Below are 18,577 nucleotides of genomic sequence, written 5' to 3'. Positions count from 1 at the left end.
GCTGCCTTGAGCCCGTTCGGCGGCTCGCCAGAATGATCCACCGCAGGCTCTGGCCGGCGCAACCGGCTACCCTTGCAGAGTCCCCCACAACCGGAGCCGCTTCCCTTGGCGAAGCAACCCTCGATCCTCACCCTGCCGTTCCGCCGCCTGGCCAACCCCTACACCCGCTACCGCTACGCCGCCTGGATTCACTGCGTGCGCGTCGGCCTCGCGCTGCTCGCCTCGATGCTGCTGACCAGCGCGCTGAAATTACCCCACGGTCTCTGGGCATCGGTGACGGTGCTGGTGGTGATGGGCGGGCTGGTGCACCAGGGGACGATCCGCGGCAAGTCCTACGAGCGGGTGATGGGCACTCTGGTGGGTGCGGCGCTGGGGCTGTGTGTGATCGCGATCTACGACCAGACCCGTTCGCTCACCCTCACCTACCTGGCCATGTCGGTGCTGGGCGCGGCCTCGGCCTTCTATGCGATCCGCCGGCCCGGCTACGTAGCGCTGCTGGCGGGGATAACCCTGTGCATCGTCGCCGGTCCCGGTGAGACGGGCTTCACCGAAGGGCTGTGGCGTTCGGCCAACGTGCTGATCGGCGTCGCCGTGGCCCTGCTGTTCTCGCAGATCTACCCGCTGCGGGCGGTCTATGTCTGGCGCTACCTGCTCTCGGACAACCTGCGCGCCTGCGCGCGGATGTACGGGCAGCTGTCGTCCAACCACGACTTCACCCCCGAGCATTTCGCCCGCCAGCTGGAGGAGCTGGACCACCGTCTGGTGGCATCGCGTGCGCACCTGGGGCCGGTGTCGCGGGAGACCGGCATGCCGCTGCGCGAGCTGGAGATTCTCCAGCGCATCCACCGCGCGATCATGGGCACCCTGGAATCGCTGATCGCCTCACGGCAGTTCGCCGCCGAGGCCGGGGAGATAGAACCGGTGCCGGCCAGCCTCGACAGCCACCGGCAGATCATCGGCCGCCTGCTGCTGCAATCGGCCCATGCCCTCAAGTTCAGTCGCACCAGCAAGCTGGTGCAGGCCTGCCAGGGTCTGGAAAACCTCCCGGTGCGGCCGCACAACCTGACCGACTCCTTCGAGAAGCAGGGCTTCTACTGGCTCACGCTGCGTCTCTATGAACAGGTGGAGATGCTTTCGGAAAAGCTCGCCGCCACCTCCGGGCACTGGAACATCCAGAGCCGCGACCGGGCCTGAGCCCGGCCGCGCTGCTGTCATCGACTGCCCGTCAGGCGCCGAAACCACCATCGATGGTCAGGCTGGCACCGGTGATGTAGCCCGCTTCCGGGCCGGCCAGGTAGGCGACGAAGGCGGCGATTTCTTCCGCACGGCCATAACGACCCACCGCCATCAGGTCCATCAGGGAGGCCGCGAAGTCGCTGTCGGCCGGGTTCATGTCGGTATCCACCGGGCCGGGCTGCACGTTGTTCACGGTGATGCCGCGCGGGCCGAGGTCACGGGCCAGGCCCTTGGTCAGGCCGACGATGGCCGACTTGCTCATGGCGTAGACCGCGCCGCCGCCGAAGGGCATGCGGTCGGCGTTGGTACTGCCGATGGTGATGATGCGCCCACCCTGCCCCATGTGCCGCGCGGCGGCCTGGGTGGCGACGAAGACGCTGCGCACGTTCACCGCCAGGGTGCGGTCGAGGTCTTCCAGGCTGAACTCTTCCACCGGGGCGATGGCCAGCACGCCGGCGTTGTTCACCAGGATGTCGACGCCGCCCAGGCGCTGGGCTGCGGTGTCGATGGCCTGTTGCACCGAAGCTGCATCGCCGCTGTCGGCTTTCAGCGCCAGGGCGCGGCCGCCGGCGGATTCGATGCTGGCAGCGAGGTCTTCGGCCTTCTGCGCCGAGCTGACGTAGGTGAAGGCCACGGCAGCGCCTTCGCGGGCCAGGCGCTGCACGATGGCGGCGCCGATGCCGCGGGAGCCGCCCTGTACGAAAGCGACTTTGCCGGCGAGAGGTTGATGAGTTTGCGTGGTGGTCATTTCGTGTCTCCAGGAATCCAGTGGGGGAGTAAGTTCGACGGGGCCAGTTTCCCTCGCGGACTCGTTACTCGGTAGCCAGCAATCGCTATATTCAGTCGATACCAAACGTCCGGAATACCACCCATGGAAAGCCTGATCAGTATCGAATGCTTCGTCCGCAGCGCCGAGGCCGGCAGCTTCGCCGCCGCCGCGAGAAACCTGGGGCTGACGCCCGCGGCGGTGAGCAAGAACGTGGCAAGGCTGGAGAGAAACCTGGGCGTGCGGCTGTTCCAGCGTAGTACCCGCAGCCTGACACTGACCGAATCCGGCGCGCGATTTCTCGACGAAGCCAGCGGTGGCCTGGCCAGCCTGCAGAGCGCCATCGCCAATCTCGCCAGCGCCGACGGCCAGCCCAGCGGCATGCTGAAGGTGAGCATGGGGCTGGTGTTCGGCCGCGACTACATATTGCCGCTGCTGGGCGACTTCCTCGGGCGCTACCCGGCGATCCGCCCGGATTGGCACTTCGACAACCGCCAGGTTGACCTCATCGCCGAAGGCTTCGACGCGGCCATCGGCGGCGGCTTCGAGCTTCCGCCCGGCGTCGTGGCGCGCAAGCTGAGCCCGGCGCACCTGGTGCTGCTGGCCTCGCCAGCCTACCTCGACGGCCGCCCGGCAATCCGCTATCCGTCGGACCTGCCCAGCCACGACGGCATCCGCATCCGCTCGCCGCAGACCGGCCGCGTGCGGCCCTGGCCGCTGACCAACCGCCAGCAGGCCCAGGCGCCGATCTCACTGAAGGAACGCATGACCTTCAGCGACCCGGAAGCCGCCTGTGTCGCCGCGCTGATGGGCCTGGGCGTGACCCTGGTGAGCATGCAGCACGCCGTGCCCTACCTCGACAGCGGGCGCCTGGTGCGCGTGCTGCCGGAGTGGTATGTGGACGCCGGCAACACCGCGCTCTACTACGCCGCGCAGAAACTGCTGCCGGCCAAGACGCGGGTCTTCGTCGATTACGTCATCGAGCACTTCCGCAGCCAGGGCCTGGAGCAGCGCTTCAGTGCGCTGTGAAGCGCTACGACCTCGACCCTTGTTGCGAAAATTGAAATGAATCTTGCCGGTCGCCAGCGGGTCGATACTTAGCAAGCTACGCAGACCAGAAGCTTGCGCATCAAGAATCGAGGAGAACCTGGATGAAAAAATATGCCCTGCTCCTGGCCATGATGTTTTCCGTACCGGCCTTCGCTGACAGCGCGCTGTGCGACGGCAACCTGCAGCAGATCAACGACTTCCTCAAGACCGCCAGCAAGAACGCGACCGGCGTGAAGGTCAATGCGGTCCACGAGTACGTCGCCAAGGCCGAGGCGGCGAAGAAGGCCGGCAACTACGAGGAGTGCGTCAACCAGTCGAGCCAGGCGCTGCGCGTGATCAAGAAGCCCGCCAATCGCTGATCCGCACTGGCAACGAAAAAGCCCCGCCTAGGCGGGGCTTTTTCATGGGCGTCGGCCGGCGAAGGACTCAGCCGCAGGAGACCTGCTTCACCACCTGGTTGTCATCGACATCGATGTTCAAGCGCTGCGAGTTGTACTCCATGGTCACCGGCTGGTGCGGGGTGAGCACGCGGGCAACGCTGGCGCCGGCGTCGCGGCGGGCTTCCTCGGTCAGGGTCGGGTTGACGACCTTGCCGATGATCGATTGCACCGCCTTGGCGTTGCAGGTGCCGGTCATGGCCGGCGCGTCGCCCGCGGCCGGCTGGGCGGCATCGGACGAGGAATCCTTGGAACTGCAACCGGCAAGGGCGGCAACAGCAAGAAGCGACAGGAGCGTCACTCGGTTGAAGGGCATGGAAGGTCTCCCTGGTTCTGCATGGAAAAAACGCGAAAGGCGCCACCTTACCAGCCCGGAGGCTGCGGCAGCGCGATGGATGTATTGCAGGCTGATACATGCAATACCCGTCGCAGAGCCGTACGGCGCCATTTACACAACCTTTACACCGGCGGCGTTACGATTCTTTCGAGGCCGATGTCTCATAGATACCTGGTTCCTCGCCGGGTTCCTCAGGAGGTGCATCATGCTTCACCGTCTCCCCCAGATCGCCCTGCTCTGCGCCGGCCTTGCCCTCGCCGGCCAGGCCGCGGCCAACAGCAACACCGATGCCGCGGCAATCGGCGCGGTGGTCGGCGCCGTTGTCGGGGGTGCCGTGGTCGCCGGCTCGCAACCCGCGCCGGCGCCCTATTACGCTCCGCCGCCACCGGTCGCCTATTACCCGCCGCCACCGGTGTACTACCAGCCGGCGCCGGTCTACCAGCCCGTGTATCAACCGGTGTACCAGCCGGTCTACCGCCCGGTCGTGGTGGTGCCCGGCCCGCGTTACTACGGCCCGCCGCGCTACTATGGTCCGCCACGCTATTACGGCCCCGGCTACTACGGCCCGCCGGGGCACTACCGCCACTGGTAGGTACAGCTACAGACCAAAGACCCCGCTTTTCTGGCGGGGTCTTTTCATTCAGGCCGGCAGACGAATGCTCCCGGCCAGTTCCTCGAACAGCGTCACCACCGCCCGCAGCGCCCGGCAGTCCGGCCGGGTCAGCAACCAGAGATGGATGCTGCAACCGGGCAGTTCCGGCTCCAGCACCTGCAGCCCGTCGTCCGGGCGCAGCAGGAACGCCGGCAGCGCAGCGAGCCCCAGCCCCGCGCGGCACAAATCGAGCACCGACAGCATGCTGTTGCAGCGGTAGGCCGGAAGCACCGTCGGGAACGCCTGGCGGCGCCAGGCGACGCTGGAGTGGTCGGGCAGAAAGTCGTCCGGGGCGATCCAGCTCATGTCCTGCCAGGGGCGGTCGCCCTGCTCGGCCAGGTAATCGCGATGGGCACAGAGGACGTAGTGCACCTCGCCCAGCTTGCGTCCGACAAGATGCTCCGGCGGCGCATTGGTCAGGCGCAGGGCGATGTCGGCGTCACGGCGGCTGAGGTTGGCGAAGGCGTTGGAGGTGGTCAGCTCCAGGTTCAGCGCCGGGTAGCGCTTCATGAAGCGCGCCAGGGCCGGCAGCAGCAGGCCTTGCAGCACCGTGTCGGAACAGGTCAGGCGCACGGTGCCGCTGAGCACGTCGTGGCCCTGCTCCAGGCCCAGGCGCGCCGCTTCAAGCGCCTGTTCGGCCAGTTCCGCCTGGGTCGCCAGTTGCTGCGCGGTGGCTGTCGCCAGGTAGCCGTTGCGGCCCTTTTCGAACAGCGCGGTGCCCAGTGCCTTCTCCAGCCGACGCACAGCACGGAATACGGTGGAGACGTCTACCTCGAGCAATTCCGCGGCGCGCGCAAGGCTGCCTCCGCGTACCAGCGCCAGCACCAGGGCCAGATCGGCGTATTCCAGACGGTATTGCATCGACGCACTCCAAGGTTGCGCAGTTGCCCATTTTCGCTTGCGCCTGCGCAACTATAAATTGCCTCCCAGGGGCCCGCCAATGGGCCACGACGCCAGGGGGAACAAAAGATGGGGAAACGTCGTAAAGCACTGCGCATCGGCCTGATCGGCGACCGCGATAGCCGCGTCACCGCCCACTGGGCGATTCCCCTGGCCCTGCAGCAATCGCTGCTGCCACATTCAGGCACCTTGCGCGTGGACTGGCTGGACACCCCGCGCCTGGCACAGGGGATGGACCTTGAGCCGTACTCCGGCTTCTGGGCGATCCCCGGCAGCCCCTACCAGAACACCGAAGGCGCCTTGCGGGCGATCACCTTCGCCCGCGAGAACCAGGTGCCCTTCCTCGGCACCTGCGGCGGCTTCCAGCACGCCCTGCTGGAGCGCGCCCGCAACGTCCTCGGCTGGAGCGACGCGGCCCACGCCGAGACGGACCCGGAAGCGGCGCGCCCGGTGGTGCATGCCCTGCCCTGCTCACTGGTGGAAGTCAGCGAGACCATCCGCCTCACCGCCGGCTCGCACCTGGCGGCAATCTACGGCTTGCCGGATATCCGCGAGGGCTATCGCTGCAGCTACGGGGTGAACCCGCAGTTCCAGGACGAGCTGTTCGGCGGCTCGCTGCGCGCCTGTGCTCACGGCGAGGACGGCAGCATCCGCGCACTGGAAGCGACCGACCATCCGTTCTTCGTCGCCACCCTGTTCCAGCCCGAACGCAAGGCCCTCGCCGGCATCGCCGTGCCCCTGGCCGAAGCGTTCCTGTCCGCAGCCTTCCGCCATCAATCCAGTCAAGAGCCCACTCGCATCGGGAGTCCCGCATGATCGCCAGCACACCGCAACCGCCCTACTACGCCGTGACCTTCACCTCCTACCGCACCGAGCTGGACGAAGGCTATGGCGCCACCGCCGAACGCATGCTGGAACTGGCCGCGCAGCAGGACGGTTTCCTCGGCGTCGAGTCGGCCCGTGGCGCTGACGGCCTGGGGCTGACCGTGTCCTACTGGCGCGACGAGGCCGCCATCCGCCAGTGGAAGCAGCAGACCGAGCACCGCATGGCCCAGCAGGCCGGCCGCCGCGACTGGTACAGCGCCTTCCGCGTACGTATCAGCCGGGTCGAGCGCGAATACGGTTTCGAACGCTGAGCGACCCGTTCTGGCCCAGACACGACATGCCGGGTTCGATGCCCGGCGCACATCGTCTAGGCTGGTCCCCATTGAGCACGGGGGACCGACGCATGCACCGACAAGCCAGTGAACTGCAGGCCGCCTACCTGGGCGAAGTCCGCGGTGAAAACTTCTTCCTCGGCCTGGCCGAGCAACTGCCGGAGGGGGCATCCTCGATGCTCCTGCTGGCGCGACTGGAGCGCCAGACCGGCCTGCGCATGGCGCGGCTGCTGCAGCGCCACGGCCTGCCGCTGGGCGACACCGCGCACGCCGCCGCCCAGGGTCGCCAGCGCGCCGCCGACTGGCTCGGGCTCGACTGGCCGCAGACCCTGGAAAAACTCGAAGTGCTGGTGGAGCCCTACGTCCAGCGCTACGACAGCCTGGCCATCGAGGGCGACGACGATGACCGCGACATCCTCGACGACCTCGCCGAGCATGAACACGCCCTGCTGGACTTCACCCGCCTCGCCCGCGAGGGCCAGATGAGCGCGGCCAAGGCCACCATCAGCCGCCTGCTGGCCGTACCGGCCTGAACCTGACAGGGAGCACGTCCATGGCGCTGTCGCCCTTCCACCTGGCCATTCCCGTTTACGACCTCGCCCTGGCCCGGCGTTTCTACGGCGAGGTGTTCGGCCTCGCCGAGGGCCGCAGCAGCGCCCAGTGGGTAGACTTCGATTTCTTCGGCCACCAGTTGGTGATCCACGAGCACCCGCGCACTGCCAGCCAGGAGGCGGCGCACACCAACGCCGTCGATGGCCATGACGTGCCGGTACCGCACTTCGGCGTGGTGCTGCCGTGGGAAGACTGGGAGCGCCTGGCGCAAAGGTTGCGCGAGCGTGGCACGCAGTTCGTCATCGAGCCCCATGTGCGCTTCCAGGGCCAGGTGGGCGAACAGGCCACGCTGTTCCTCTTCGACCCCTGCGGCAACGCTTTGGAGTTCAAGGCCTTCAAGGACATCGGCCAGCTGTTCGCCCACTGAAGGCGGCGACCACTGATCCACGCATGGAATCCACCTTCAAGCCAACTAGAAAACTCCTACATAGATTTTCCCACTCCCTTCCTAGGATGACGCCCGTCCCGATTTCTCACCGCGAGGTGATGCGACGTGCGCATCCGCTGCTGCCTTCCTCTCTACCTGGCCCTGGCACTCGCCGGCCCCGTGGCCCTGGCCGATGACTTCGACGCCCCGGCCTGGCGCCGCTTCGATGCAGCCCTGATCGCGAACCAGACGCAGAGCAGCAGGCTCGTCGACGCCCGACTCAAAGTCCCACCCAGCCTGGGTCAGCAGAGCACGGCGAAACCGGCCGAAGCCCTGAACGGCAGGCAGCGCTTCGCCATGCTTAAACTCGATCGGTTGCGCAGGCAATTTGGGCAGCAGAGTCCGGTCGACACCGACCGCATCGTCGCCCGCGCCCACGAACTGATCGGCACACCCTACCGTTGGGGCGGCGAATCGGAGAAAGCCGGCTTCGATTGCAGCGGCCTGCTCGTCTACCTCTACAGCAGCATCGCCAAGCGACAACTGCCGCGCACCACCGGCCTGATGGTCGCGCAACAGCGCAACCTGGTTGCCCAGCGCGACCTGCAGCCCGGCGACGCAGTGTTCTTCAACCACAACGGTCGCGGCCGCACCAGCCACGTGGGCCTGTACATCGGCGCGGGACGGTTCATTCACGCCCCCAGCACCGGCAAGACGATCCGCATCGACTCTCTGGACAACAGTTATTGGCAACGCCGCTACACCACCGCACGACGCTTCAGTGGCTGATGGCTGAGAAATGCACGGGAAGTCACCGCAGCGGTAAAAACGGGAAAATTCCCACGCCTGCATGGCGTTAGTCCACGTTCCTGAAAGCAAGGAGATTCATACGATAGCGCCCCGTTTTTCACGTTAGACACACGATGTACCCCAAATGCGCTTCCTCCCTACCCTGCTGGGCACCGCACTGCTGCTCGCCTTGACTTTCCCTGTCGCCGAAGCCCGTGAGGTGAAGCACCCACCCGCCCACAAGGTCGCGCCCAAGCCGACGCGCGCCGCCCAGACCAAGCTCGTCATTCGCAAGAACGCCCGCCCCCTTCGGAGCATGAAGCGCCCGCTGCAGTCGAGCTTGCGCAGGCCCCAGCGGACGACCAGTACACGGGTAGTCAACCGCGCCCGTGAGCTGATCGGCATGCCCTACCGCTGGGGTGGTACCACCCTTGCCAGCGGCTTCGACTGCAGCGGGCTGCTGGTCTACCTGTTCCGTACCGAGGCCGGCATGAAGCTGCCACGCACCACCGGGGAGATGATTGACAGCGACAGCAAGCGCGTCGGCCGCCACGACCTCAAACCTGGCGACGCGGTGTTCTTCAACCGCAATGGTCGCGGTGATGTCAGCCACGTCGGCCTGTACATCGGTAACAACCAGTTCATCCACGCCCCCAGTTCAGGTGAACGTATCCGCATGGACTCGCTGGACAACAGCTACTGGGAACGCAGTTTCACCACCGCCCGCCGCTTCAACGGCTGACTCCACGTCACAGGATTTCCCGAACGATGCCCAGCCTGCTGGTCGAGATAGTGCGCTACACGCAAGAGTGCTTCCCCGGTTGGGCCGAATGCCGCCTGGTCGATGCTAGAGGGCGCGACTGGCATTTCCTCAAGCCACGCGCGCGGCTGCATACCCCGAACCAGGACGATCAGCTGCCCGCGATGGGCCGGATCGACTGCGAAGTGCTCGAACGCCAAGGCGGCACGGCGCTGGTCAGCACCGAGCAACCCCGGGGTATTCGCTCATTGGAAGGGGAAAACCGGTTTCGGATTCCCCTCAGCGCCCTGATCGAGGACTGACGCGGGCTCAGTCCCGCGTCACCTGTCCTTCCTCGGCGATCTTCGCCGCATCCCAACCGCCACCCAGCGCGGCGATCAGCTGCACGCTGGCAGTCAGCCGGCTGCCCGTCAGGGTCAACAACGTGCGCTCGTTGGACAGCGCGCTGGTCTGGGTGGTGACCACGTTGCTGTAGTCGATGGTACCGGCCTTGTACTGGTTGGTGGTCAGGCGCAGCGCCTCGCGGGCGGAATCCAGCGCTTCCTGCTGCACGCCGCTTTCCTCTTCCAGCACCTTGAGCTGGACCATGTAGTCCTCGACCTCGCGGAAGCTGTCCAGCACGGTCTGCCGGTAGCTGGCCACGGTCTGGTCGTAGCTCGCCTCGGCCTGCTCGACCTGGGAGGCGATCAGCCCGCCGTCGAACAGGGTCATGGCGAACTGCGGGCCGATGGACCAGTAGCGGTTGGGCGTCTCGATCCAGTTCTGGAAGCTGCCGCTGCGGTAGCCACCGGCGGCGGTGAGGGTCAGGTCGGGAAACCAGGCGGCCTTGGCCACGCCGATCTTGGCGTTGGCGGAAATCACCTGGCGCTCGGCGGAAGCCACGTCCGGGCGGCGCTGGAGTATCTCCGACGGCAGCAACGCCGGCACTGCCGGCAGGTTCGGCACGCCGTCCACGGCAGCCAGGGAGAACTGCGCCGGCGGCAAGCCGACCAGCACGGCGATGGCATGCTCCAGTTGCGCGCGCTGGTACTTCAGGTCGATGGCCTGGGCCTCGGTGCTTTTCAGCTGGGTACGCGCCTGGGCGACATCGGCCTTGGTGACGATGCCGGCGTTGTACTGGTTCTCGGTGAGCTTGAGCGAGCGCTGATAGGCCGTGACCGTGTCGTTGAGCAGCTTGATCTGCTGGTCCATGACGCGCAGTTGCAGGTAGTTCTGGGTCAGCTGCGATTGCAGCGAAAGCCGCGAGTTGGCCAGGTCGGCCGCGCTGGCGTCCATGCTCGCGTTGTCGGCTTCCAGCTGGCGGCGCAGCTTGCCCCACAGGTCCAGCTCCCAGCTCACACCGAGACTCGCCGAGTAGCTGTTGCTGATCGAGCTGCTGCCGCCGCCACTGCTGACGGTGGAACCGTCCGGCAGGCGCACGCTGCCGCCGCTGCCGGTGCCTTGCCCGGAGCGGGTCTTGCCGACGTCGGCGCTGATCGTGGGGAAGAAGGAAGAGCGCGCCCCCTTGGCCAGCGCCTGAGCCTGGCGATAGGACGCGAGCGACTGCGCCAGGGTCTGGTTGGCAGCCACCAGGCGGGTCTGCAGATCGTTCAGTGTGGCGTCGCCGTAAAGCTCCCACCAGGCACCGTGGTTGAAGCCGTCCTGCGGCTTCGCCAGTTGCCAGCCCTCGCCCTCCTTGAAGCTGGCGGGCACCGTCAGCTCGGGGCGCTGGTAGTCCGGGCCGATGGCGCAACCGGCCAGGGCCACGGCCAACGCCAAGGGAAGAAGTGAACGGGAACGGATCATACGGGTGTCTCCAGGGCGCCGTCGGTGCGCACGCCGCGCTTCTTGTTGACCCAATGGCGCAGGCGGTCGAGGTAGAGGTAGACGACGGGGGTGGTGTACAGGGTCAGCAACTGGCTGCCGATCAGGCCGCCGACGATGGTCATGCCCAGCGGGCGACGCAGCGCGGCGTCGCCGCCGATGCCGAAGATCAATGGCAGCGCGCCGAGGATGGCGGCCAGGGTGGTCATCATGATCGGCCGGAAGCGCTTCATCGCCGCCTCCAGGATCGCGTCCCGAGGGGACAGGCCCTGGGTGCGTTCGGCGTCCAGGGCGAAGTCGATCATCATTATGGCGCTCTTCTTCACGATGCCGATCAGCAGGATCACCCCGATCAGCGCAATCAGCGACAGCTCGGTGCGGAACAGCATCAGCGTGAGCAGCGCGCCGACGCCCGCCGAAGGCAGCGTCGAGAGGATGGTCAGCGGGTGCACATAGCTCTCGTAGAGGATGCCCAGCACGATGTAGACCGACACCAGCGCCAGCAGGATCAGCCAGGGCATGTCGTTCTGCGTGTCCTGCACCGCGCCGGCGTTGCCTTCGAAGGTGGCCTGGATTTCCATCGGCAGGTGGATGGGCTCCACCGCCGCCAGGATCGCGTCGCGGGCCGGGCCTATCTGCGCGCCCTGGGCGAGGTTGAAGGAGAAGGTGGTGGCGGCGAACTGGCCCTGGTGGTTGACCTCCAGCGGCGCGCGACTCGGCTCGATATGCGTGAAGGCCGACAGCGGAATGCGCTGCCCTTCGCTGTTGATCACGTACACCTGGCGCAGCTCCTCGGGCGTTTCCTGGTACGGCTGGGCGACTTCCATCACCACGTGGTACTGGTTCAGCGGGTTGAAGATGGTCGAGACCTGGCGCTGGCCGTAGGAGTTGTTCAGCACCGCGTCCACCTCGGCGACGTTCACCCCCAGGCTCGCCGCGCGGTCGCGGTCGATCACCAGGCGGCTCTGCACGCCCTTGTCCTGGGCGTCGCTGTTCACGTCGACGATCTGCGGCACCTTGTTCATCGCCGCCTCGACCTTGGGCGCCCATTCGCGCAGCAGGTTGAGGTCATCGCTGCGCAAGGTGAAGTCGTACTGCGCGTTGCCCTGGCGGCCGCCGATGCGCACGTCCTGGCCGGCAACCAGGAACAGATTGGCGCCGGGCACCTCCGCCAGTTTCTTGCGCAGGCGGTTGACGATGGTCTCGGCAGAGTCGCGCTCGGTGATGTCCTTCAGGGTGACGAAGAAGGAACCGGTGTTGCTCGACTGCCACTTGCCGCCGCCAACGAAGCCCACCACGTTCTCCACGCCGGGGTCCTCGGAGAGGATCTTGCGGAACTGCGCCATCTTCTTGTCCAGCGCCTGGAACGAGATGCTCTGGTCGGCCACCGCGAAACCGCGCAGGCGCCCGGAATCCTGCTGCGGCAGGAAGCCCTTGGGCACCACCACGAACAGGTACAGGTTCAGCGCGATACAGCCGAGCATGATCATCACCATCAGCCGCGAGTGCTCCAGCGCCCAGCTCAGACTGGCGCGGTAGCGCTGCATGAAGGCGACGAAATAGCGGTTACTCTGGCGCTCCACCGAGGCCTTTTTCGGCCCGCGCTCGACCGGCTTGAGCAGGCGCGCGCAGAGCATCGGCGTCAGCGTCAGGGAGACCACCAGCGATACCAGGATGGCCGCCGCCAGGGTCACCGAGAACTCACGGAACAGCCGCCCGGTGATGCCGCCCATGAGCAGCAGCGGGATGAACACCGCCACCAGCGACAGGGTCATCGACAGCACGGTGAAACTCACTTCCCGCGCGCCGCGGATCGCCGCCTGGATCGGCGGGTCGCCTTCCTCGATGCGCCGGGCGATGTTCTCCACCACCACGATGGCGTCGTCCACCACGAAGCCGGTGGCGATGATCAGCGCCATCAGCGACAGGTTGTTCAGCGAGAAGCCGCACAGGTACATGACCGCGAAGGTGCCCACCAGCGACACCGGCACCGCGAGGCTGGGGATCAGCGTGGCGCGGCCGTTGCGCAGGAACAGGTAGACCACCAGGATCACCAGCACCACGGAGATGATCAGGGTCAGCTCAGCCTCCTCCAGCGAGGAGCGGATCGACGGGCTGCGGTCGTCCATCACCGACAGCTTCACCTGCGGGCCGAGCACGTCCTGGATGATCGGCAGCTGCTCGTGGATGGCGTCGGTGGCCTCGATGATGTTGGCGCCGGGCTGGCGGGTGATGATCAGCAGCACCGCCGGCAGGTCGTCGGAGAAGCCGGCGTTGCGCACGTCTTCCACCGAGTCGGTGACCTTGGCCACGTCGCGCAGGCGCACCGCCGCACCGGTGTCGGCGTTGTAGTGGACGATCAGCGGGGCGTACTCGCTGGCCTTGCGCAACTGGTCGTTGGAGTCCACCTGCCAGTGCCGCTCGCCGAACTCCAGCGAGCCCTTGGGCCCATCGGCGTTGGTGTTGTTGATGGCGTTGCGCACCGTGTCCAGGGAAATGCCGTAGTGGCTGAGCTGGTCTGGATTCACGTCGACGCGCACCGCCGGCAGCGAGGAGCCGCCGATGCTCACCTGCCCCACGCCCTTCACCTGCGCCAGCTTGGGCGAGACGATGGTCGAGGCCAGGTCGTACATCTGCCCGCGGGTGTAGGTGTCCGAGGTCAGCGTGAGGATCATGATCGGCATGTCCGACGGGTTCGCCTTGCGGTACGTCGGGTTGTTCGGCATGCCCGAGGGCAGCAGGCTCATGGCCGCGTTGATCGCCGACTGCACCTCGCGCGCGGCGCCGTCGATGTCCTTGGACAGGTCGAACTGGATGATGATGGTGGTGTTGCCCAGGGAGCTGCTGGAGGTCATGTCGGTGACCCCGGCGATGCGCCCCAGCGAGCGCTCCAGCGGTGTTGCCACCGTGGAGGCCATGGTTTCCGGGCTGGCGCCGGGCAAGGAGGCCTGCACCAGGATGGTCGGGAAATCGACGTTGGGCAGCGGCGCCACCGGCAGCAGGCTGAACGACAGCGCACCGGCCAGCATCAGCGCCAGGGTCAGCAGGCAGGTGGCGACCGGGCGCAGGATGAACAGGCGAGACAGGCCGCCCATCAGCCACGCTCCGCCGGGTTGATGCTGTTCACGTCCAGGCCGTGGCGCTGCCGCCAGTTGGCCCAGCGCGTGGCCAGACGGTCGAAGTACAGGTAGATCACCGGCGTGGTGAACAGCGTCAGCAACTGGCTGACCAGCAGGCCGCCGACCATGGTGACGCCCAGCGGCTGGCGCAGCTCGGCGCCAGCGCCGCCGGCGAGCATCAGCGGCAGCGCGCCGAGCAGCGCGGCCATGGTGGTCATCAGGATCGGCCGGAAGCGCAGCAGGCACGCCTGGTAGATCGCCTCATGGGGCGGCTTGCCTTCGTTGCGTTCGGCGTCCAGGGCGAAGTCGATCATCATGATCGCGTTCTTCTTCACGATGCCGATCAGCAGGATGATGCCGATGATCGCCACGATGCCGATGTCCTGCCCCGAGAGCATCAGCGCCAGCAGCGCGCCCACGCCCGCCGAGGGCAGCGTGGAGAGGATGGTCACCGGGTGGATGAAGCTCTCGTAGAGGATGCCCAGCACGATGTACATGGTGACGATGGACGCCAGCACCAGCAGCAGGGTGTTGGACAGCGAAGCCTCGAAGGCCTGCGCCGCACCACGGAAGCTGCCCTGCAGGCTGACGGGCATTTCCATCTGCGCCTCGACGTCGCGGATCGCCTGCACCGCCTCGCCGAGGGCGACGCCCTTGGCCAGGTTGAAGGAGATGGTCGCGGCCGGGAACTGGGCGATGTGGTTGACCGCCAGCAGGGTGTGGCGCTCCTCCACCTTCGCCAGGCTCGACAGGCGCACCTGGGTGCCGTCGCTGGACGGCACGTAGAGGTTCTCCAGCGACTGCGGGCCGATCTGGAATTCCGGCGCCACTTCCAGCACCACGCGGTACTGCGTGGCCTGGGTGAAGATGGTGGAGATCAGTCGCTGGCCGAAGGCGTTGTACAGCACGCTGTCGATGCTCGACAGGCTCACGCCCAGGCGCGAGGCGGTATCGCGGTCGATGTTGATGTAGGCCTGCAGGCCCTTGTCCTGCCAGTCGGTGGCCACGTCGGCCAGCTCCGGCAGTTGTTGCAGGCGGTCCACCAGGCGCGGCACCCAGTCGGCGAGGACATCCGGGTCGGCATCCTGCAGGGTGAACTGGTACTGCGTGCGGGCGATACGGTCCTCGATGGTCAGGTCCTGCACCGGCTGCATGTACAACTTGATGCCGGCGATCTGGTCCAGCTCCGGCTGCAGGCGATGGATCACCTCGCTGGCGGTCACGTCACGCTCGGCGTGCGGCTTGAGGTTGATCAGCAGGCGCCCGGTGTTGAGGGTGGCGTTGGTGCCGTCGACGCCGATGAACGAGGACAGGCTGTCCACCGCCGGGTCCTTCAGCACGATCTTCGCCAGGTCCTGCTGGCGGCTGGCCATGGACTGGAAGGAGATCGACTGCGGCGCCTCGGCGATGCCCTGGATCACCCCGGTGTCCTGCACCGGGAAGAAGCCCTTGGGCATGAAGATGTACAGCAGCGCGGTGAGCACCACGGTGGCAATGGCCACCAGCAGGGTCAGCGGCTGATGGCGCAGCACCACGCGCAGGGCGGCGGCATAGCGCTCGATCATGTTATCGATGAAGCGCCCGGCGGCGCGGGCGAAGCGCCCTTCCTTCTCCGGCTCGACGTGGCGCAGCAGCTTGGCGCTGAGCATCGGCGTCAGGGTCAGGGAAACGAAGCCGGAGATCAGGATCGCCACCGCCAGGGTGATGGCGAATTCGCGGAACAACCGGCCGGCCACATCGCCCATGAACAGCAGCGGGATCAGCACGGCGATCAGCGAGAAGGTCAGCGAGATGATGGTGAAGCCGATCTGTTTCGAGCCCTTGAGCGCGGCCTCCAGCGGCTCGTCGCCCTGTTCCAGGTAGCGCGCGATGTTCTCCACCATGACGATGGCGTCGTCCACCACGAAGCCGGTGGCGATGGTCAGCGCCATCAGCGTCAGGTTATTGATCGAGAAGCCGGCGAGGTACATCACGCCGAAGGTGCCGATCAGCGACAGCGGCACGGCGAAGCTGGGGATCAGCGTCGCGGAAATATTGCGCAGGAACAGGAAGGTGACCATCACCACCAGGCAGACGGCGAGGAACAACTCGAACTGCACGTCCGCCACCGAGGCGCGGATGGTCGTGGTGCGGTCGGTGAGCACCGTCACTTCCAGGCTGCCGGGCAGGGTCGCCTGCAACTGCGGGAGCATCTTCTTGATGCTGTCGACCACCTCGATGACGTTGGCGCCCGGCTGGCGCTGGATGTTCAGCACCACCGCCGGCGAAGTGTTGGCCCAGGCGGCCAGGCGCACGTTCTCGGCGTCGTCTTCCACGCTGGCCACGTCGCGCACGCGCAGCGGCGAACCGTTCTTGTAGGCGATGATCAGGTCGCGGTAGGCGTCGGCGGACTTGAGCTGGTCGTTGGCGTCCAGGGTCGAGGAGCGGGTCGGGCCGTCGAAGCTGCCCTTGGGGCCGTTGAGATTGTTGTTGGTGACGGTGGTCTGCAGGTCTTCCAGGCTCAGGCCGGCGGCCGCGAGGGCGCCGGGGTTGGCGCGAATGCGCACGGCCGGGCGCTGGCCGCCGCTGATGCTGACCAGCCCGACGCCGGAAATCTGCGAAATCTTCTGCGCAAGGCGCGTGTCCACCAGGTCCTGGATCTGCGGCAGCGGCATGTCCGGGGACATCACTGCCAGGGTCAGGATCGGCGCGTCCGCCGGGTTCACCTTGCTGTACACCGGCTGGTTCGGCAGGTCCTTGGGCAGCAGGCTCTGCGCCGTGTTGATCGCCGCCTGGACTTCCTGCTCGGCCACATCGAGGTTGATCTGCAGGCTGAACTGCAGGGTGATCACCGAGGCGCCGCCGGAGCTGGTGGAGGACATCTCGTTCAGGCCGGGAATCTGCCCCAGCTGGTTCTCCAGCGGCGCGGTCACCGAGGAGGTCATGATGTCCGGGCTGGCGCCGGGGTACAGGGTCACCACCTGGATGGTCGGGTAGTCCACTTCCGGCAGCGCCGAGATCGGCAGGAAGCGGTAGGCGATGATCCCCGACAGCAGGATCGCCACCATCAGGAGCGTGGTGGCGACCGGCCGCAGGATGAACAGGCGCGACGGGTTCATTCGCTCTTACCGCTGTCCTGGACCGGGGTGTCCGAACCGAACGGCTTGGCGGTGGACTTGTCGCCCTCCTCGGTGGCGGCTGCGCGGGCCTTCTCGTCGGAGGTGGCGATGTTCATGCGGGTGCCGTCGCGCAGGCGGTCGGTGCCTTCGACGACCACGCGGTCGCCTTCTTTCAGGCCCTCGGTGACGACCACGCGCTCGCTCTCGCTGGTGCCCAGGGTGACCAGCTGGCGCTTGGCCTTGCTCTCTTCGCCCACCAGATAGACGTAGGTGCCGTCGTTGCCGCGCTGCACGGCGTTGGCCGGAATGGTCAACACGCCCGGCAGGGTCTCGGCGAGCAGGCGCACGTTGACGAACTGGTTGGGGAACAGCTTGTGGTCGTCGTTCTCGAAGCCGGCCTTGAGCTTGACGGTGCCGGTGGTGGTGTCGATCTGGTTGTCCAGGGTCTTCAGCACGCCGGTGGCCAGGGTCTGGTTCTGGTTGCGGTCCAGCGCCTCGACCGGCACCGGCTTGTTGCTGTAGAGCTCGCGGGCGATAGTGCCCAGCTGCTGCTGCGGCAGACTGAATACCACGGAGATCGGCTTGACCTGGGTGATGACCACCAGCGGCGTGGTGTCGCCGGAGGTGACCAGGTTGCCCACGTCCACCTGACGCAGGCCGACGCGGCCGGAGATGGGCGCGCGCACCTGGGTGAATTCGAGGTTGAGTTTGGCGTCGGCGACCTGGCCCTGGTTAGTCTTCAGGGTGCCTTCGAACTGGCGCACCTGGGCTTCCTGGGTGTCCAGGGTCTGCTTGGCGATGGAGTCCTCGGCGTACAGACCCTTGTAGCGGGCCAGGTCGATCTGTGCGTTCTTCAGTTGCGCCTGGTTCTGCAGCAGGGTGCCCTGGGCCTGGTCCAGCGCGGCCTGGAACGGACGCGGGTCGATCACCGCGAGGACATCGCCGGCCTTCACTTCCTGGCCTTCCTGGAACGGCACCTTGACCAGCTGGCCACTGACCCGCGCGCGGACGTTGACGGTGTTGTAGGCCGTCACCGTGCCCAGCGCGTGGTAGTGCACTGGCAGGTCGCCCTTGAGCACCGGCGCGACGCTGACGGTCACCGCCGTGCCGCCCTGCCCCGCGGCCATCTGCCCCGGCCCCGGTCGCCCGCCGCGCCCGCCCTGGGCTGCCGGCGTTCCCGAAGACGTCGAGTGCAGCCACATGATCAGCCCGACCACGGCGGCGAACAGCAGCGCGGTGATGAGCCAGGGGCGCAGGGTGCGAAGTTTCGAGGGCGATCCGTTGCTTGCAGTCATGGGACTCTGTCTTTTGAAAAGGGGGTTTGGCGCAAGGAAGTGAGAATACCGAGGCTGAACGATAAGCACAGCATGGCCGCAGGCAAAGTCTCTTTACCCGCTATTTACCTTTGATTTACCGGGAGTTACGAATTACCGGGGCATTGCGACCCGGAAATGGCGCGGGAGGTTCCGCGCCATTGGGGCCAGTCCTGATGGA

The 18,577-nt window shown here is 66.7% G+C and carries 18 protein-coding genes; 11 read left to right on the top strand and 7 right to left on the bottom strand.

Translation table 11 applies throughout. The features are described 5' to 3' along the window. The first annotated feature begins 105 nt into the window (after positions 1-105). Positions 106-1,194 carry an FUSC family protein gene (locus tag IB273_RS02375; protein ID WP_192223117.1) on the top strand — a complete coding sequence of 363 codons (1,089 nt, stop codon included), beginning with the start codon at positions 106-108 and terminating at the stop codon, positions 1,192-1,194. Positions 1,195-1,225: 31 nt separating this feature from the next. Here the strand turns inward: IB273_RS02375 and IB273_RS02370 are convergent, their stop codons facing one another. Further along, a complete protein-coding gene (locus IB273_RS02370) occupies positions 1,226-1,984 on the bottom strand; it encodes a 3-oxoacyl-ACP reductase family protein (protein ID WP_192223116.1) in 759 nt (252 codons plus the stop codon). A 123-nt stretch (positions 1,985-2,107) separates the two neighbouring features. On the opposite strand from IB273_RS02370, the gene IB273_RS02365 reads away from it, so the two are divergent. Both IB273_RS02365 and IB273_RS02360 read left to right on the top strand, forming a co-directional pair. Continuing rightward, positions 2,108-3,031: a LysR family transcriptional regulator gene (locus IB273_RS02365; RefSeq protein ID WP_192223115.1), complete on the top strand. Its 924-nt coding sequence runs from the start codon at positions 2,108-2,110 to the stop codon at positions 3,029-3,031. 122 nt (positions 3,032-3,153) lie between these two features. After that, positions 3,154-3,411 (top strand): hypothetical protein, encoded by a 258-nt coding sequence (locus IB273_RS02360; RefSeq protein WP_081516788.1) that lies wholly within the window; start codon positions 3,154-3,156, stop codon positions 3,409-3,411. 67 nt (positions 3,412-3,478) lie between these two features. Here the strand turns inward: IB273_RS02360 and IB273_RS02355 are convergent, their stop codons facing one another. Beyond that, complete coding sequence (locus IB273_RS02355) at positions 3,479-3,805, bottom strand: I78 family peptidase inhibitor (RefSeq protein WP_192223114.1); 327 nt, start codon at positions 3,803-3,805, stop codon at positions 3,479-3,481. Between the two features lie 226 nt (positions 3,806-4,031). Between IB273_RS02355 and IB273_RS02350 the strand changes: the two genes are divergently transcribed. Then, on the top strand, positions 4,032-4,418 hold the full coding sequence (locus IB273_RS02350; protein ID WP_081516786.1) for a hypothetical protein: 387 nt from the start codon (positions 4,032-4,034) through the stop codon (positions 4,416-4,418). A gap of 48 nt (positions 4,419-4,466) precedes the next feature. On the opposite strand, the gene IB273_RS02345 is transcribed toward IB273_RS02350, so the two are convergent. Then, entirely contained in the window at positions 4,467-5,339 is an 873-nt protein-coding gene (locus tag IB273_RS02345; RefSeq protein ID WP_081516785.1) for a LysR family transcriptional regulator, read from the bottom strand. A 108-nt stretch (positions 5,340-5,447) separates the two neighbouring features. On the opposite strand from IB273_RS02345, the gene IB273_RS02340 reads away from it, so the two are divergent. The 7 genes from IB273_RS02340 (at position 5,448) to IB273_RS02310 (ending at position 9,365) form a co-directional block, all read left to right on the top strand. Next, positions 5,448-6,194 (top strand): CTP synthase, encoded by a 747-nt coding sequence (locus IB273_RS02340; protein WP_192223113.1) that lies wholly within the window; start codon positions 5,448-5,450, stop codon positions 6,192-6,194. Continuing rightward, entirely contained in the window at positions 6,191-6,514 is a 324-nt protein-coding gene (locus IB273_RS02335; protein ID WP_081516783.1) for an antibiotic biosynthesis monooxygenase family protein, read from the top strand. The genes IB273_RS02340 and IB273_RS02335 overlap by 4 nt, the downstream gene beginning before the upstream one ends. A gap of 92 nt (positions 6,515-6,606) precedes the next feature. Then, a complete protein-coding gene (locus tag IB273_RS02330; protein WP_081516782.1) occupies positions 6,607-7,068 on the top strand; it encodes a hypothetical protein in 462 nt (153 codons plus the stop codon). Positions 7,069-7,088: 20 nt separating this feature from the next. Next, positions 7,089-7,514, top strand: a complete 426-nt coding sequence (locus tag IB273_RS02325; RefSeq protein ID WP_081516781.1) for a VOC family protein — start codon at positions 7,089-7,091, stop codon at positions 7,512-7,514. A gap of 126 nt (positions 7,515-7,640) precedes the next feature. Continuing rightward, positions 7,641-8,303 carry a C40 family peptidase gene (locus IB273_RS31710; protein ID WP_318652459.1) on the top strand — a complete coding sequence of 221 codons (663 nt, stop codon included), beginning with the start codon at positions 7,641-7,643 and terminating at the stop codon, positions 8,301-8,303. A 145-nt stretch (positions 8,304-8,448) separates the two neighbouring features. Then, positions 8,449-9,045 carry a C40 family peptidase gene (locus tag IB273_RS02315; protein ID WP_192223112.1) on the top strand — a complete coding sequence of 199 codons (597 nt, stop codon included), beginning with the start codon at positions 8,449-8,451 and terminating at the stop codon, positions 9,043-9,045. A 26-nt stretch (positions 9,046-9,071) separates the two neighbouring features. Continuing rightward, entirely contained in the window at positions 9,072-9,365 is a 294-nt protein-coding gene (locus IB273_RS02310) for a hypothetical protein (RefSeq protein ID WP_151186726.1), read from the top strand. Between the two features lie 7 nt (positions 9,366-9,372). Here IB273_RS02310 and IB273_RS02305 read toward each other — a convergent pair whose 3' ends face one another. The 4 genes from IB273_RS02305 to IB273_RS02290 are packed head-to-tail and all read right to left on the bottom strand — an operon-like array spanning position 9,373 to position 18,378. After that, positions 9,373-10,848 carry an efflux transporter outer membrane subunit gene (locus tag IB273_RS02305; protein WP_192223111.1) on the bottom strand — a complete coding sequence of 492 codons (1,476 nt, stop codon included), beginning with the start codon at positions 10,846-10,848 and terminating at the stop codon, positions 9,373-9,375. Beyond that, entirely contained in the window at positions 10,845-13,961 is a 3,117-nt protein-coding gene (locus tag IB273_RS02300) for a multidrug efflux RND transporter permease subunit (protein ID WP_192223110.1), read from the bottom strand. Before IB273_RS02300 ends, IB273_RS02305 begins: the two co-directional genes overlap by 4 nt. After that, the gene (locus IB273_RS02295) at positions 13,961-17,083 is read right to left on the bottom strand and encodes an MdtB/MuxB family multidrug efflux RND transporter permease subunit (protein ID WP_192223109.1); all 3,123 of its coding nucleotides are present in this window, start codon (positions 17,081-17,083) and stop codon (positions 13,961-13,963) included. The genes IB273_RS02300 and IB273_RS02295 overlap by 1 nt, the downstream gene beginning before the upstream one ends. Next, positions 17,080-18,378, bottom strand: a complete 1,299-nt coding sequence (locus tag IB273_RS02290) for an MdtA/MuxA family multidrug efflux RND transporter periplasmic adaptor subunit (RefSeq protein ID WP_192223108.1) — start codon at positions 18,376-18,378, stop codon at positions 17,080-17,082. The genes IB273_RS02295 and IB273_RS02290 overlap by 4 nt, the downstream gene beginning before the upstream one ends. Positions 18,379-18,577: the final 199 nt, after the last annotated feature.

This window comes from Pseudomonas sp. PDM19 (assembly GCF_014852215.1).
In the GTDB taxonomy this organism is placed as follows: domain Bacteria; phylum Pseudomonadota; class Gammaproteobacteria; order Pseudomonadales; family Pseudomonadaceae; genus Pseudomonas.
Note: the sequence above shows the minus strand (reverse complement) of the source record. Positions and strands in the feature narration are given on the sequence as shown.